This is a genomic window from Pseudomonas aeruginosa, assembly GCF_001457615.1.
Taxonomy (GTDB): domain Bacteria; phylum Pseudomonadota; class Gammaproteobacteria; order Pseudomonadales; family Pseudomonadaceae; genus Pseudomonas; species Pseudomonas aeruginosa.
Genome location: NZ_LN831024.1, coordinates 677,819 through 691,507 on the forward strand (window position 1 = coordinate 677,819; position 13,689 = coordinate 691,507).

16 protein-coding genes are annotated in these 13,689 nt (G+C 65.2%); 9 read left to right on the forward strand and 7 right to left on the reverse strand.

The features are described from left to right. Positions 1–5 precede the first annotated feature (5 nt). The 3 genes from AT700_RS03165 to trpC are packed head-to-tail and all read left to right on the forward strand — an operon-like array spanning position 6 to position 2,495. Positions 6–611, forward strand: a complete 606-nt coding sequence (locus tag AT700_RS03165; protein ID WP_003117978.1) for an aminodeoxychorismate/anthranilate synthase component II — start codon at positions 6–8, stop codon at positions 609–611. 1 nt (position 612) lies between these two features. After that, positions 613–1,662: an anthranilate phosphoribosyltransferase gene (gene trpD / locus AT700_RS03170; RefSeq protein WP_003085203.1), complete on the forward strand. Its 1,050-nt coding sequence runs from the start codon at positions 613–615 to the stop codon at positions 1,660–1,662. Beyond that, positions 1,659–2,495: an indole-3-glycerol phosphate synthase TrpC gene (gene trpC, locus AT700_RS03175; protein ID WP_003085205.1), complete on the forward strand. Its 837-nt coding sequence runs from the start codon at positions 1,659–1,661 to the stop codon at positions 2,493–2,495. The genes trpD and trpC overlap by 4 nt, the downstream gene beginning before the upstream one ends. 61 nt (positions 2,496–2,556) lie before the next feature. On the opposite strand, the gene crp is transcribed toward trpC, so the two are convergent. Then, a complete protein-coding gene (gene crp / locus AT700_RS03180; RefSeq protein WP_003085214.1) occupies positions 2,557–3,201 on the reverse strand; it encodes a cAMP-activated global transcriptional regulator CRP in 645 nt (214 codons plus the stop codon). Positions 3,202–3,472: 271 nt separating this feature from the next. Between crp and AT700_RS03185 the strand changes: the two genes are divergently transcribed. Further along, complete coding sequence (locus AT700_RS03185) at positions 3,473–3,895, forward strand: OsmC family protein (protein WP_003085219.1); 423 nt, start codon at positions 3,473–3,475, stop codon at positions 3,893–3,895. Positions 3,896–4,214: 319 nt separating this feature from the next. Further along, positions 4,215–5,009, forward strand: a complete 795-nt coding sequence (gene speD, locus AT700_RS03190; protein ID WP_003101641.1) for an adenosylmethionine decarboxylase — start codon at positions 4,215–4,217, stop codon at positions 5,007–5,009. Between the two features lie 54 nt (positions 5,010–5,063). Here speD and coq7 read toward each other — a convergent pair whose 3' ends face one another. Continuing rightward, a complete protein-coding gene (gene coq7 / locus AT700_RS03195) occupies positions 5,064–5,711 on the reverse strand; it encodes a 2-polyprenyl-3-methyl-6-methoxy-1,4-benzoquinone monooxygenase (RefSeq protein ID WP_003085224.1) in 648 nt (215 codons plus the stop codon). A 99-nt stretch (positions 5,712–5,810) separates the two neighbouring features. After that, positions 5,811–6,149: a histidine triad nucleotide-binding protein gene (locus AT700_RS03200; RefSeq protein ID WP_003085225.1), complete on the reverse strand. Its 339-nt coding sequence runs from the start codon at positions 6,147–6,149 to the stop codon at positions 5,811–5,813. 78 nt (positions 6,150–6,227) lie between these two features. Here AT700_RS03200 and AT700_RS03205 point away from each other — a divergent pair, with 78 nt between their 5' ends. Next, the gene (locus tag AT700_RS03205) at positions 6,228–7,709 is read left to right on the forward strand and encodes an AAA family ATPase (protein ID WP_003117981.1); all 1,482 of its coding nucleotides are present in this window, start codon (positions 6,228–6,230) and stop codon (positions 7,707–7,709) included. A 39-nt stretch (positions 7,710–7,748) separates the two neighbouring features. Here AT700_RS03205 and AT700_RS03210 read toward each other — a convergent pair whose 3' ends face one another. From AT700_RS03210 to hemJ, 4 genes are all read right to left on the reverse strand, one after another. After that, positions 7,749–8,549, reverse strand: coding sequence for an SDR family NAD(P)-dependent oxidoreductase (locus tag AT700_RS03210; protein ID WP_003142814.1), 801 nt, complete (start codon positions 8,547–8,549; stop codon positions 7,749–7,751). Positions 8,550–8,609: 60 nt separating this feature from the next. Continuing rightward, positions 8,610–9,686 carry a DUF805 domain-containing protein gene (locus AT700_RS03215; RefSeq protein WP_003459458.1) on the reverse strand — a complete coding sequence of 359 codons (1,077 nt, stop codon included), beginning with the start codon at positions 9,684–9,686 and terminating at the stop codon, positions 8,610–8,612. Positions 9,687–9,807: 121 nt separating this feature from the next. Then, positions 9,808–10,776, reverse strand: a complete 969-nt coding sequence (locus tag AT700_RS03220; protein WP_003117983.1) for an NAD(P)H-dependent flavin oxidoreductase — start codon at positions 10,774–10,776, stop codon at positions 9,808–9,810. 16 nt (positions 10,777–10,792) lie between these two features. Beyond that, positions 10,793–11,215 carry a protoporphyrinogen oxidase HemJ gene (gene hemJ, locus AT700_RS03225; protein ID WP_003085245.1) on the reverse strand — a complete coding sequence of 141 codons (423 nt, stop codon included), beginning with the start codon at positions 11,213–11,215 and terminating at the stop codon, positions 10,793–10,795. A gap of 290 nt (positions 11,216–11,505) precedes the next feature. On the opposite strand from hemJ, the gene argC reads away from it, so the two are divergent. From argC to AT700_RS03240, 3 genes are read left to right on the forward strand one after another with little or no spacing between them, the layout of a single operon-like run. After that, positions 11,506–12,540 carry an N-acetyl-gamma-glutamyl-phosphate reductase gene (gene argC, locus AT700_RS03230; protein WP_003113169.1) on the forward strand — a complete coding sequence of 345 codons (1,035 nt, stop codon included), beginning with the start codon at positions 11,506–11,508 and terminating at the stop codon, positions 12,538–12,540. Next, positions 12,540–13,259 carry a DUF6776 family protein gene (locus AT700_RS03235; protein WP_003085249.1) on the forward strand — a complete coding sequence of 240 codons (720 nt, stop codon included), beginning with the start codon at positions 12,540–12,542 and terminating at the stop codon, positions 13,257–13,259. The genes argC and AT700_RS03235 overlap by 1 nt, the downstream gene beginning before the upstream one ends. Beyond that, complete coding sequence (locus AT700_RS03240; protein ID WP_003120826.1) at positions 13,260–13,682, forward strand: bactofilin family protein; 423 nt, start codon at positions 13,260–13,262, stop codon at positions 13,680–13,682. Positions 13,683–13,689: the final 7 nt, after the last annotated feature.

Genomic DNA, 13,689 nt, shown 5'->3' on the forward strand with positions numbered 1-13,689 from the left:
CCAGCATGCTGCTGATGATCGATAACTACGACTCCTTCACCTACAACCTGGTGCAGTACTTCGGCGAACTCAAGGCCGAGGTCAAGGTGGTGCGCAACGACGAACTGAGCGTGGAACAGATCGAGGCCCTGGCGCCCGAGCGCATCGTCCTTTCCCCCGGTCCCTGCACCCCCAACGAGGCCGGCGTCTCGCTGGCCGTTATCGAGCGCTTCGCCGGCAAGCTGCCGCTGCTCGGTGTCTGCCTTGGCCATCAGAGCATCGGCCAGGCCTTCGGCGGCGAAGTGGTGCGGGCGCGGCAGGTGATGCACGGCAAGACCAGCCCGATCCACCACAAGAACCTCGGCGTGTTCGCCGGCCTGGCCAATCCCCTGACGGTGACGCGCTACCACTCGCTGGTGGTGAAGCGAGAGAGCCTGCCGGAGTGCCTGGAGATCACCGCCTGGACCCAACATGCCGACGGATCGCTCGACGAGATCATGGGTGTACGCCACAAGACCCTGAATGTCGAGGGCGTGCAGTTCCATCCCGAGTCCATCCTCACCGAGCAGGGCCACGAGTTGCTGGCAAACTTCCTCCGCCAGCAGGGCGGTGTGCGTGGGGAGGGCAACTGAGATGGATATCAAGGGAGCCCTCAATCGCATCGTCAACCAGCTCGACCTGACCACCGAGGAAATGCAGGCGGTCATGCGCCAGATCATGACCGGGCAGTGCACCGACGCGCAGATCGGCGCCTTCCTGATGGGCATGCGGATGAAGAGCGAAACCATCGACGAGATCGTCGGCGCGGTGGCGGTGATGCGCGAACTGGCCGACGGTGTGCAGTTGCCTACGCTGAAGCATGTGGTCGACGTGGTCGGCACCGGCGGCGATGGCGCGAACATCTTCAACGTATCCTCGGCGGCGTCCTTCGTGGTCGCCGCCGCTGGCGGCAAGGTCGCCAAGCACGGTAACCGCGCGGTCTCCGGCAAGAGCGGCAGCGCCGACTTGCTGGAAGCCGCCGGCATCTACCTGGAACTGACCTCCGAACAGGTGGCGCGTTGCATCGACACCGTCGGCGTCGGGTTCATGTTCGCCCAGGTCCACCACAAGGCGATGAAGTACGCCGCCGGTCCGCGCCGCGAGCTGGGCTTGCGGACTCTGTTCAACATGCTTGGCCCACTGACCAACCCGGCGGGAGTCAGGCACCAGGTGGTCGGGGTGTTCACCCAGGAACTGTGCAAGCCGCTGGCTGAAGTGCTCAAGCGTCTCGGCAGCGAGCATGTGCTGGTGGTGCATTCGCGCGACGGGCTGGACGAGTTCAGTCTGGCCGCGGCGACCCACATTGCCGAGTTGAAGGACGGCGAGGTACGCGAGTACGAAGTGCGTCCCGAGGACTTCGGGATCAAGAGCCAGACCCTGATGGGGCTGGAGGTCGACAGTCCGCAGGCCTCGCTGGAACTGATCCGCGACGCTTTGGGGCGGCGCAAGACCGAGGCTGGGCAGAAGGCCGCCGAGCTGATCGTGATGAATGCCGGCCCGGCACTGTACGCTGCCGATCTGGCGACCAGCCTGCACGAGGGCATTCAACTCGCCCACGATGCCCTGCACACCGGGCTGGCACGGGAGAAGATGGACGAACTGGTGGCCTTCACCGCCGTTTACAGAGAGGAGAACGCACAGTGAGTGTGCCGACGGTTCTGCAGAAGATCCTCGCCCGCAAGGCCGAGGAGGTCGCCGAGCGCCGTGCGCGCGTCAACCTGGCCGAGGTCGAGCGGCTGGCGCGTAGCGCCGATGCGCCGCGCGGCTTCGCCAATGCCCTGCTGGAGCGGGCCAAGCGCAAGGAGCCGGCAGTGATCGCCGAGATCAAGAAGGCATCGCCGAGCAAGGGCGTGCTGCGCGAACACTTCGTCCCGGCGGAGATAGCCCGCAGCTACGAGGCGGGTGGCGCGGCGTGCCTGTCGGTGCTCACCGACGTGGACTTCTTCCAGGGCGCCGATGCCTATCTGAAGGAAGCGCGGGCCGCCTGTGCGCTGCCGGTGATCCGCAAGGACTTCATGATCGATCCGTACCAGATCGTCGAGGCGCGGGCGATCGGTGCCGACTGCATCCTGCTGATCGTCTCGGCGCTGGACGACGTGCTGATGGCCGAACTGGCGGCGACTGCCAAGTCGGTCGGTCTCGACGTACTGGTCGAAGTGCATGACGGCACCGAGCTGGAACGTGCGCTGAAGACCCTGGACACGCCGTTGGTGGGCATCAACAACCGCAACCTGCACACCTTCGAGGTGAGCCTGGAAACCACCCTCGACCTGTTGCCGGAAATTCCCCGCGACCGCCTGGTGGTCACCGAGAGCGGTATTCTCAACCGGGCCGACGTGGAGCTGATGGAAGTCAGCGAGGTCTACGCCTTCCTGGTTGGCGAGGCGTTCATGCGGGCCGACGATCCTGGCCTGGAGTTGAAGCGCCTGTTCTTCCAGGAGCGTGGCGGCGTGGTGCTGGGCGCCGATCCTGACTGATCCGCGCTGTCGAATCCCATGAAAAAGGCCGGTTGCGACCGGCCTTTTTCATGGGTGCTGTTCAGCGGGTGCCGAAGACCACCATGGTCTTTCCTTTCACATGCACCAGGCCCTGCTCCTCCAGGCTCTTCAGCACGCGTCCGACCATTTCCCGCGAGCAGCCGACGATCCGGCCGATCTCCTGGCGGGTGATCTTGATCTGCATGCCGTCCGGGTGGGTCATGGCGTCCGGTTGCTGGCACAGGTCCAGCAAGGTGCGGGCGACGCGTCCGGTGACGTCGAGGAAGGCCAGGTCGCCCACCTTGCGGGTGGTCTTGCGCAGGCGGTCGGCCATCTGGCTGCCGAGGGTGTAGAGGATCTCCGAGTCCTGCTGCGACAGTTCGCGGAACTTCGCATAGCTGATCTCGGCGACTTCGCATTCCACCTTGGCGCGAACCCAGGCGCTGCGTTCCTGTTCGCTGCCTTCCTTTTCGAACAATCCCAGCTCGCCGAAGAAATCACCGCTGTTGAGGTAGCCGATGATCATTTCGCGGCCGTCGTCGTCCTCGATGAGGATGGTGACCGAACCCTTGATGATGAAGAACAGCGTTTCGCAGCGATCGCCGGCATAGATGATGGTGCTCTTTGCGGTGTAGCGGCGGCGGTGACAGTGTGCGAGCAGCTTGTCTAGGTGTTTGAGTTTGGGTGTGTGGGTAATAGCTACCATGCCCGAGTCCCGAAAGAATAAAGAATATGCCTGACGTACAAGGCGATGTTTTTTTGAGTTCTTATGGAGAGACCTGCCAGGGCCCGGGAGCTCAGCGGAGAGCTCCCCCCAACCGGGCAGATCAGGAAGTGTGCCAGTAAACCGCGTCCAGCTTAACAGACGGGCCATGAAGGTCGATGTGATTTTGCGACGCAGCTATCAGGACTGTGATCCCGTACTGTCCTTGGGCCCTGTGCTAAGCTGGCGCCCTTTGCCGGCGGGAGTCTGAACGATGAAAGCGCGTATCCAGTGGGCGGGCGAGGCGATGTTCCTCGGCGAGTCCGGTAGCGGCCACGTGGTGGTCATGGACGGTCCGCCGGACCATGGCGGACGCAACCTCGGGGTGCGCCCTATGGAGATGGTCCTGATCGGCCTCGGCGGCTGCACCAACTTCGATGTGGTCAGCATCCTGAAGAAGGCGCGCCAGCCGGTGGAGAGCTGCGAAGCCTTCCTCGAGGCCGAAAGGGCCGACGAGGAGCCCAAGGTGTTCACGAAGATCCACGTGCACTTCGTGGTCAAGGGCCGCGGTCTCAAGGAGGCCCAGGTCAAGCGCGCGGTGGAGCTGTCGGCGGAGAAATACTGCTCGGCGTCGATCATGCTCGGTCGCGGCGGGGTGGAGATCACCCACGACTACGAGATCGTCGAACTCGGCTGAGACGACATCCGGTCATCATAAAAGGGGCGCAAACTCTGGCGGAGGCTTGATTGGCTCTGCATAATGCGCCCCTTTTTTCGTGCCGCGCGATTCCGTCGGGCGGCCGTTCAGTTCGGAAGATTCTTCCGCTCTGATAGACGTTTCCCGAGCCATCCCGGTCGGGTGACCAATGGCGCCAGCCGGCGCCCGTGCAACTCAACAAACCACAATCGCCATCGCGAAGAGGTGTTAACCGTCCTACGCAGGTGCGTCGTTCGCATCTGACGGGCATGCCCCAACCCTGCGGCAGAGCCGCAAGCAACCGAGAGAGTTCCCCACGGTGAAAAGCAAACTCAAGCTCCACGGGTTCAACAACCTGACGAAGACCTTGAGCTTCAACATCTACGACATCTGCTACGCCGAGACGCCCGAAGACCTCCAGGCCTACGTGCAGTACATCGACGAAGAGTATGACGCGGAGCGTCTGACGCAGATTCTTACCGATGTTGTCGACATCATCGGCGCCAATATCCTGAACATCGCGCGTCAGGACTACGACCCCCAGGGCGCCAGCGTGACCATCCTGATCTCCGAGCAGCCGGTCACTCCGACCGACAGCCAGATCGAAGAGTCCCCGGGCCCGCTGCCGGACACCATCCTGGCGCACCTGGACAAGAGCCACATCACCGTACATACCTACCCGGAAATCCATCCGGTGGACGGCATCGCGACCTTCCGCGTGGACATCGACGTTTCCACCTGCGGAGTGATCTCCCCGCTGAAGGCCCTGAACTACCTGATCCACCAGTTCGACTCGGACATCGTCACGGTCGACTATCGGGTCCGCGGCTTCACCCGCGACATCGAGGGGCGCAAGCATTTCATCGACCACGAGATCAACTCGATCCAGAACTATCTCTCCGACGACACGCGCGAGGCCTACCAGATGACCGACGTGAACGTGTACCAGGAGAACCTGTTCCACACCAAGATGCTGCTCAAGGACTTCGAACTGGAGAACTACCTGTTCGGCGACGCTACCCGGACGCTCTCGGCGGAACAGCGTGAGCAGGTCACGGAACGGCTCAAGCACGAAATGCTGGAGATCTTCTACGCGCGCAACATGCCGCGCTGATCGCACACGAGAAAGAAAAAGCCCGCTTCGAGCGGGCTTTTTCATGCGTGCGATTCAGATGCGGTAGGTGCTCTTGGTCATCACCTTCGCCAGCAGGCTCATGCCCAGCTTCACCGGTGCCGGGAAGCGCAGGCCGCCGGCGGCCAGGGCGTTGCTCGAATGCTGTTCCTCGTCGATACGCATCTGCTCGAGGATGGCACGGGATTTCCGATCCTCCTGGGGAATCTGCGCCAGGTGTTCGTCCAGATGCTTGCACACCTGGTCTTCGGTGGCGGCGACGAAGCCCAGGCTGACCCGGTCGCTGACCAGCCCGGCGGCGGCACCGACGCCGAAGGACAGGCCGTAGAAGATCGGATTGAGGACGCTGGGACGGCTGCCCAACTGGCGGATGCGTTGCTCGCACCAGGCCAGGTGGTCGATCTCCTCCTCGGCGGCTTCCTCCATCGCCTCGCGGACCTCGGGCAGCTTGGCGGTCAGCGACTGGCCCTGGTACAGCGCCTGGGCGCAGACCTCGCCGGTGTGGTTGATGCGCATCAGGCCGGCGATATGGCGGGTGTCTTCCTCGCTCAGTTCGCCATCGGGTTCCACGATGGCCGGCGACGGTCGCGCCGGCTGGCCGCTGAACGGCAGCAGGGTGCGCAGGGCGGAGTCGGCCTGCAGCAGGAAACGGTCGATGGGCGAATAGTGGCGGTCGGCGGACATGGCGCACCTCCGGAAACGAAAGATCGCACCAGTTTACCGGAAGTGCGCTGATAGCAGGATGTTGCGGACGGGCTGCGATGTCGCAGCGCCAGCAGGGATTCAACCCGGCGGCCAGTGCATCTGGCGTTGACCCAGCACGTGCATGTGGATGTGGTGCACGGTCTGCCCGCCAAGGTCGTTGCAGTTCATCACCACACGGAAGCCTTCCTCGCAGCCCTGCTCCCGGGCCAGGCGCTGGGCGGTGAAGAGGATATGGCCTGCCAGCGGCCGGTCGGCCTCGGTCAGGTGCTCGAGGGTGGGAATGTGCCTTTTCGGGATGACCAGGAAGTGCACCGGCGCCTGCGGGCCGATATCGTGAAACGCGACAACTTCCTCGTCTTCGTAGAACTTGCGCGCGGGAACTTCCCCCGCCACGATCTTGCAGAACAGACAGTCCATGGGCGATTCCTCCGGCCTCGGGTGCTTTCCCGAGTGTAGCGGTGCCCGTCGCGACCGCCCAAGCGTGAAGGAGCCGCAGTGAAGAACGACATACACGACCTCGGCCTGGTCCTGGATTCCCGGGTCAAGCTGATCCTGATCGAGTCCTGGGACGAGCCGAAGGTGATGGAAACCCTCACCGGCCTGGCGGTCAGGCGCGGCCTTGGCCTGTATGCCTGGTCGGTGACCGAGGGCGTGCAGCGCCTGGGCTTCGGCGGCGAGCCGCTGGGCGGGGAGGAGAGCCGCGACCCGGTCGCGGCGTTGCGCTTGATCAAGCACGATCAGCAGGCGAATCTCTACGTGCTCTGCGACCTGCATCCTTTCCTTGGCGACAGCCCGACCCTGGTGCGCCTGCTCAAGGAAATCGCCATGGCCGAAGGCAATCATCGACCGACCGTGGTGCTGGTGTCCCATGCGCTGAAGCTGCCGGCCGAGGTGCAGCGCTTCGCCGCGCGGTTCTCGCTGTCCCTGCCCAGCGAGGACGAACTGCTCGGCATCGTCCGCGAGGAAGCGACGCGCTGGAGCGAGCGCAACCGTGGTGCCCGCGTGCGCACCGACAACCGCACCCTGCAGCAGGTGGTGAAGAACCTGCGCGGGCTCAGCCATGCCGAGGCGCGACTGCTGGCGCGCAACGTGATCTGCAACGATGGAGCGATCACCCAGGAGGACCTGCCCGAGCTGAACCGCACCAAGTTCCAGCTACTCGACCTGGAGGGCGTGCTGAGCTTCGAGTACGACACCGCGCGCTTCGCCGAGGTCGGCGGGCTTGCCGCGCTCAAGCGCTGGCTCGGCGAGCGTCAGTCGGCGTTCCTCGCCGGCACGCCTGGCGACCAGCCGAAGGGCATGATGCTGGTCGGCGTACAGGGCGCCGGCAAGAGCCTGGCGGCCAAGGCGGTGGCCGGCCTCTGGGGCTTGCCGTTGCTGCGTCTGGATTTCGCCTGTCTCTACAACAAGTACTTCGGCGAAACCGAGCGCAACCTGCGCGAGGCGCTGCGCCTGGCCGAACAGATGGCGCCCTGCGTGCTGTGGATGGATGAAGTGGAGAAGGGCATTTCTGGTGGCGACCAGGACAACGGCGTCAGTCAGCGCGTGCTGGGTACCCTGCTGACCTGGATGGCCGAGCGCGAGGCGCCGGTCTTCATGGTCGCCACCGCGAACGCTATCGACCGCCTGCCGCCCGAACTGATCCGCAAGGGACGCTTCGACGAATTGTTCTTCGTCGACCTGCCGACGCCGGAGGTTCGCGCCGAGATCTTCCGCATCCACCTGCAACGCCGCGAGCTGGAGCCGGCACAGTTCGACCTCCATCTGCTGGCGGCTGCCAGCGAGGGTTTCAGCGGGGCGGAGATCGAGCAGGCGGTGGTGGCGGCACTGTACGCCGGGCAGGCGCGACAGCAGGCGGTGGATCAGGATCTGTTGCTCAGGGAACTGGCGCGAACCTCGCCGCTGTCGGTGCTGATGGCGGAAAAGCTCGCCGCGCTGCGGACCTGGGCCAAGGGGCGGGCGGTACCGGCAGACTGAGCCAACGGCGAACCTTGCCGCCCTGCGAGGAGAGGCCGGTCAACCCCGTGGGGCGGAGGGTACCGCCGAGGCGTTGATCCGCGCGGCGAGTCGGCGCACCAGCCAGCGTGGCGCCAGGCGTGGGCTCAGCGCCAGCAGGCGATTGCGCCAACCGGGGACGATCAGGGCGCGGTTCTTGTCCAGCCCGCGCAGGGCCAGCAGCGCGACTTCCTCCGGGGTCATCATCAGCTTGCTCCGGTCGAGCCTGCCGAGCCGCATCCCGGCTTCCCGGAAGAATGCCGTGCGGGTTGGCCCAGGGCACAGCACCGAGACCTTGACGCCGCGCTCTTTCAGTTCTTCCCGCAAGCCTTCCGAGAAGTGCAGGACGTAGGCCTTGCTGGCGTAGTAGTTGCTCATCCAGGCGCCGGGCTGGAAGGCGGCCACCGAGGCGATATTGAGTATCTGGCCACCGCCCTGTGCCACCATGCGGGCGCCGAGGGAGTGGCAAAGGCGGGCCAGGGCCAGGATGTTGAGTTCGATCAGTTCCTGTTCCCGCGCCCATTCCTGGTCGATGAAGGGGCCGGAGGTACCGATCCCGGCATTGTTAACCAGCAGGTCGATCTGTCGTTCGCCCTGTTCCAGTTCGTGCAACAACCCTGACAGTTGCAGCGGCTCGGAAAGATCGCAGGTGCGGAACAGCACTTCCACGCCGAAACGCTGCGCCAGCTCATAGGCGATGCTCTCCAGCGCGTCGCGCTGGCGCGCCACCAGGATCAGGGCGCGACCGCGCCGGGCCAGGGCTTCGGCTAGGGCCAGGCCGATACCGCTGGAAGCGCCGGTGATCAGGGCATAACGGGGCATTCGAGACTTCTCCGAAACGGACGGGGAATTGGACCCCGCCCGTCGCGAGGGGTTGCGTGGCTACTGTTGGTCGTCGTCTTCCATGGCCTCTGCCGCCGCCGTGGCGGCTTCATCGGCTTCGGCCGCCGCTGCGGCGGCCTGCTCGTCGGTGGTGTACGGGTCGGCTGGAGCGCTGGCGCCGCCGTCATAGTTCGCTCGCTCCAGGTAACCCTGGTAGGACGGCAGGGCGATGGCGGCGATGATACCGACTATCGGCAGCAGGATGATCAGACTGGCCAGGACTTTCACCCCGGTGCTGTTCGCCGGCGGCGGCGGACCGTAGCGGTTGGCGCCGGTGCTGCCGGGCAGGACCAGCATCAGGATGCCGAACACGCTGCCGACGAAGGGGACGAAGTTGAGCAGCCAGAGCCAGCCCGACCAGCCGAGGTCATGCAGGCGCTGCACGCCGATCATCACGGCGATGACGATGAAGGCGATTGAGGCCAGGGCGGTGACGGCCACGCCGACGGTTTCGCCGAGCAGGAAGCCCAGGCCCATGATGACCAGGAAGCACAGCGTCATCGCCATCGACCAGCCGAGATAGCGCAGGCGTCCGATCCGGCCGTTGGTGGTGAACACGTTCAGCTCGCCGAACTCGGGGAGGGCGTCGCCGACCTGGGCGCTGGGTGGTGTGTAGGGAGACGCGCCCGCAGCCGCGGTGGCCGCAGGCGCGGCGTTTTCGCCGAGCTGCGCCTGGCGTGCCAGGTACTTCTCGATGATGACGCCGCAGGCCGAACATTCCGCTCCGCTGGGCTGTTCATGGCCGCATTTCGGGCAGGTCATGGGAGGCAGGTCTTGCGCCGGGGTTTCCTCCGCGACCTGGGGGTTGTGATCGGGCGTTTCCACTAGGCTCAGGCTGGCCGCCAGGTCGACTTCCTTGTAGGCATTGGCGCCGGCCTGGCGCAAGGCGGTCAGGTAACGCTCCGCCTCGGCCTCTGGAAGTTCGCGTTTCAGCACCACCGGGCGACCGCCGAAGAGGGCGTCGATCTTGCCCGGTTCGCTCTTGAACAGGCGGGCGAGATTGTCCTTCACGGTTTCGAGCGATGCGTCGGGCATCAGCTCGCCGGAGAAGACGATCTTGAAGCGTTGGTCGGTCATGCAGGCATCCTTGTCAGCTGGGGTGAGAGAAATGCAGCCGACAGCCTAATCGGCGGCCTTGGCGCCCACAAGCGCGAGATGAGAACTCCCGCACAAGCCGGGGCGCCGTGACCCGGCGGTTTCAGCGCGGCCAGCGGTTGGCCAGGCGATCCATGTTCCGCAGGGCGGCGCGATATTCCCGGTCGAGGCGGGCGACCAACTCGTCGACGCCGGGCAAGTCGTCTATGTTGCCCGCGCCCTGGCCGGCGGACCACACGGTCTTCCAGGCCTTGGCCTCGTCGTTCACCGGCTTGAGTTTCTCGCCGTAGTTCATGTCTGCCTTGTCGGTCAGGCGCTTCAGATCGTAGCCGGCGGCCTCCAGGCTTTGCCGCATGAAGCTGGCCGGTACGCCGGACACCGCCGGGGTGTGCACGATGTCGGCGGCGCGTGCCTCCAGGATCATCTGCTTGTAGGCGTCGGAGGCATTGCTCTCGCGGGTGGCGATGAAGCGAGTGCCGAGATAGGCCAGGTCGGCGCCGAGCATCTGTGCGGCGAGAATCTCGTGGCCGTGGTTGATGCAGCCGGCCAACAGCAGGGTCTTGTCGAAGAACTGGCGGATTTCCGCGACCAGCGCGAAAGGGCTCCAGGTCCCGGCGTGCCCGCCCGCGCCGGCCGCCACCGCGATCAGGCCGTCAACCCCGGCCTCGGCGGCTTTTTCGGCGTGGCGGCGGGTGGTGACGTCGTGGAACACCAGGCCGCCGTAGCTATGCACAGCGTCTACCACTTCGCGCACTGCGCCGAGGCTGGTGATGACGATCGGTACGCGGTGCTCGACGCAGATCCGCAGGTCGGCCTGCAACCGCGGATTGGTGTTGTGGACGATCAGGTTCACCGCATAGGGCGCGGGATTGTCCAGCGCCTGCAGGCCGGCCCCGATTTCCTCCAGCCATCCCTCGAAGCCGCTGCTCTCGCGCTGGTTGAGCGCCGGGAAGCTGCCGACGATGCCGCTGCGGCAGCAGGCCAGCACCAACTGCGGGTTGGATACCAGGAACATCGGCGCGGCCACCATCGGCAGTCGCAGGCGTTGGTCGAGCAGGGCGGGCAAGGACATGGACAGGACTCCTGGGTCAGAAAGGTTTGAGCACCACCAGTAGGACGATCAGCAGCAGGAACAGTACAGGCACTTCGTTGAACCAGCGGTAGAACACATGGCTGCGCCCCGGCTCGCCGCGGGCGAAGCGCTTGAGCATGGCGCCGCAGGCGTGGTGGTAGCCGATGAGCAGGACCACCAGGGTCAGCTTGGCGTGCAGCCAGCCTTGGCTCAGCCAGCCGGGGGTGAGATAGAGCATCCAGAGGCCAAGGACCAGGGTGGCGAGCATCGAGGGCATCATGATCCCTCGGTAGAGCTTGCGCTCCATGACGCAGAAGCGTTCCCGGCTGGTCTGGTCCTCGCTCATGGCGTGGTAGACGAACAGGCGCGGCAGGTAGAACAGGCCGGCGAACCAGCAGACCACGGCGATGATATGGAAGGCTTTGAGCCACAGGTACATCAGGACATCCTCTTGATCACGGTGCCCCGATAGTAGAGGGATGGCTGGAACGCGTCACCCTGGCGGCTTGCCGCTGTCTGATTTGCCGGCAGATATGGCCGCATAACAGGTAGGAACATTCGGATAGGGCCTCGCAGCAATTTCTGCCCGACGACCCCGGGGGCTAGACTGCCGACCGAAGGGCCGAACCGGTCGCAAAGCCGGACGCCCAGCGCTGTTCATGCCGGCGCTCGGCTCTTATCATTGGTCTCTTTTGGCTAGCTTGCCTCAGCGCGCGGAGTGATGGACAGATGATCAAGGTCGGCATCGTTGGCGGTACGGGTTATACGGGCGTGGAACTGCTGCGCCTGCTGGCGCAGCATCCGCAGGCCCGGGTGGAAGTGATCACTTCGCGTTCCGAGGCGGGGGTGAAGGTCGCCGACATGTACCCGAACCTGCGAGGTCATTATGACGACCTGCAGTTCAGCGTGCCGGACGCGCAGCGCCTCGGCGCCTGCGACGTGGTGTTCTTCGCCACGCCGCACGGCGTGGCGCACGCGCTGGCTGGCGAACTGCTGGACGCGGGGACCCGGGTCATCGATCTGTCCGCTGACTTCCGCCTGGCGGACGCCGAGGAGTGGGCGCGCTGGTACGGCCAGCCGCATGGCGCTCCGGCGCTGCTCGACGAGGCTGTCTACGGCCTGCCGGAAGTGAACCGCGAGAAGATCCGCCAGGCCCGCCTGATCGCCGTGCCGGGTTGCTACCCGACCGCGACCCAACTGGGCCTGATCCCGCTGCTGGAGGCCGGCCTGGCCGACGCCTCGCGGCTGATCGCCGATTGCAAGTCCGGGGTCAGCGGCGCCGGTCGGGGCGCCAAGGTTGGCTCGCTGTTCTGCGAGGCGGGCGAAAGCATGATGGCCTACGCGGTCAAGGGGCATCGGCATCTCCCGGAAATCAGCCAGGGCCTGCGTCGGGCCTCCGGCGGCGACGTCGGGCTGACGTTCGTACCGCACCTGACGCCAATGATCCGCGGTATCCATGCAACCCTCTATGCCCATGTCGCGGATCGCTCGGTCGACCTCCAGGCGCTGTTCGAGAAGCGCTACGCCGACGAACCCTTCGTCGACGTGATGCCGGCCGGCAGCCATCCGGAGACCCGTAGCGTGCGTGGCGCCAATGTCTGCCGAATCGCCGTGCATCGCCCCCAGGGCGGCGACCTGGTGGTGGTGCTGTCGGTGATCGACAACCTGGTCAAGGGCGCCTCGGGTCAGGCGCTCCAGAACATGAACATCCTGTTCGGGCTGGACGAGCGCCTGGGCCTCTCGCATGCGGCCCTGCTCCCCTGATGTCCGGCTGGGAACTCCAGTTCCGTGATCCACGGCGGGCCTGGCTGGTCCGCCTCGGGGTGGGTGCGCTGCTGCTGGCGGTTCCGCTGGCGTTTCTCGGCGGTCGCTGGTCGACCGGGGCGGACGCCGCTCGCAGCGAGGCCGATGCGCAACGCCAGGAAACCCTGATCGGCGAGCAGAAGGCCGAGCTGGAGCGCCTGCGTACCGAAATCGAGGTGTTGCGCAGCGGAGAACGCCTCAGCCAGCAGGCCACCGAACAGAGCCGGCAGACCATCAAGCTGCTTGAGGACCAGGTGTTCAAGCAGCAACAGGACATCGCGTTCTACAAGGGGGTAGTCGCGCCGGCCAGCAAGGCGGATGCGCTGGAAATCCGTGCCTTTGAGGTGCAGGGCACGGACGACCCGCAGCGCTTCCGCTATAAGGTGATGCTCAGCCGCCTGGGCAGGGACGACCGCAAGCTGGATGGGCGGCTGAAAGTCCGCATCAGCGGCAAGCTGGCGCGCAAGGACGCTACCTACGACCTCGAACAGCTCTCGCCGGAACTGGGCAAGACAGGGCTGTCGATTTCCCTCCGGCATTTCCAGTCGATCCCAGAAGGGGGGCGTTTCGCCGAGCTGGAGCTGCCGAAGAACTTCATCCCGAAGCTGATCGACGTACGTGCGGAGCTGAATGGCCAGTCCAAACCGCTACAGCGCCGTTTCGATTGGCCGAAGCAGTGAGTGAGCATTATGTGGAGCAAGAACAAAGGCCGGGCCGACGTCCAGCGTTTCACCGGGCAGACCAGCCTGATCGCCAGCGGCGCCGAACTGGTCGGTGACATGAACCTCAAGGGCGCGGTGCAGATCGACGGCACCGTCCGCGGAGCGTTGCAGGCGCACGAAGGGCTGGTGCGGGTCAGCGCCGGCGGTCGAGTCGATGGCGAAATCCGGGCCCCCCATGTGATCATCGACGGTCAGGTGGATGGCGACATCCATGCCATCGAACGCCTGGAGCTGGGGGCCCAGGCCCGGGTGAAGGGCAATCTTCACTATGGGCTGATCGAAACCGCCATGGGGGCCCAGATCGAGGGCCGCCTGTGCCCGATGACCGAGGCCAGTCCGCGCCCGCTGGAACTGCCTGCCAGCGTGGAAACTGTGGATTAGTTGACCA

Excerpts from the sequence above, each read along its gene's own strand:
- coq7 (WP_003085224.1), bottom strand. The coding sequence starts at position 5,711 with ATGTCCGCCGACCGCCACTATTCGCCCATCGACCGTTTCCTGCTGCAG.
- hemJ (WP_003085245.1), bottom strand. The coding sequence starts at position 11,215 with ATGTACCTGTGGCTCAAAGCCTTCCATATCATCGCCGTGGTCTGCTGG.
- AT700_RS03235 (WP_003085249.1), top strand. The coding sequence starts at position 12,540 with ATGTCCGGCTGGGAACTCCAGTTCCGTGATCCACGGCGGGCCTGGCTG.
- crp (WP_003085214.1), bottom strand. The coding sequence starts at position 3,201 with ATGGTAGCTATTACCCACACACCCAAACTCAAACACCTAGACAAGCTG.
- trpD (WP_003085203.1), top strand. The coding sequence starts at position 613 with ATGGATATCAAGGGAGCCCTCAATCGCATCGTCAACCAGCTCGACCTG.
- AT700_RS03220 (WP_003117983.1), bottom strand. The coding sequence starts at position 10,776 with ATGTCCTTGCCCGCCCTGCTCGACCAACGCCTGCGACTGCCGATGGTG.
- argC (WP_003113169.1), top strand. The coding sequence starts at position 11,506 with ATGATCAAGGTCGGCATCGTTGGCGGTACGGGTTATACGGGCGTGGAA.
- AT700_RS03165 (WP_003117978.1), top strand. The coding sequence starts at position 6 with ATGCTGCTGATGATCGATAACTACGACTCCTTCACCTACAACCTGGTG.
- AT700_RS03185 (WP_003085219.1), top strand. The coding sequence starts at position 3,473 with ATGAAAGCGCGTATCCAGTGGGCGGGCGAGGCGATGTTCCTCGGCGAG.
- AT700_RS03215 (WP_003459458.1), bottom strand. The coding sequence starts at position 9,686 with ATGACCGACCAACGCTTCAAGATCGTCTTCTCCGGCGAGCTGATGCCC.
- AT700_RS03200 (WP_003085225.1), bottom strand. The coding sequence starts at position 6,149 with ATGGACTGTCTGTTCTGCAAGATCGTGGCGGGGGAAGTTCCCGCGCGC.
- AT700_RS03210 (WP_003142814.1), bottom strand. The coding sequence starts at position 8,549 with ATGCCCCGTTATGCCCTGATCACCGGCGCTTCCAGCGGTATCGGCCTG.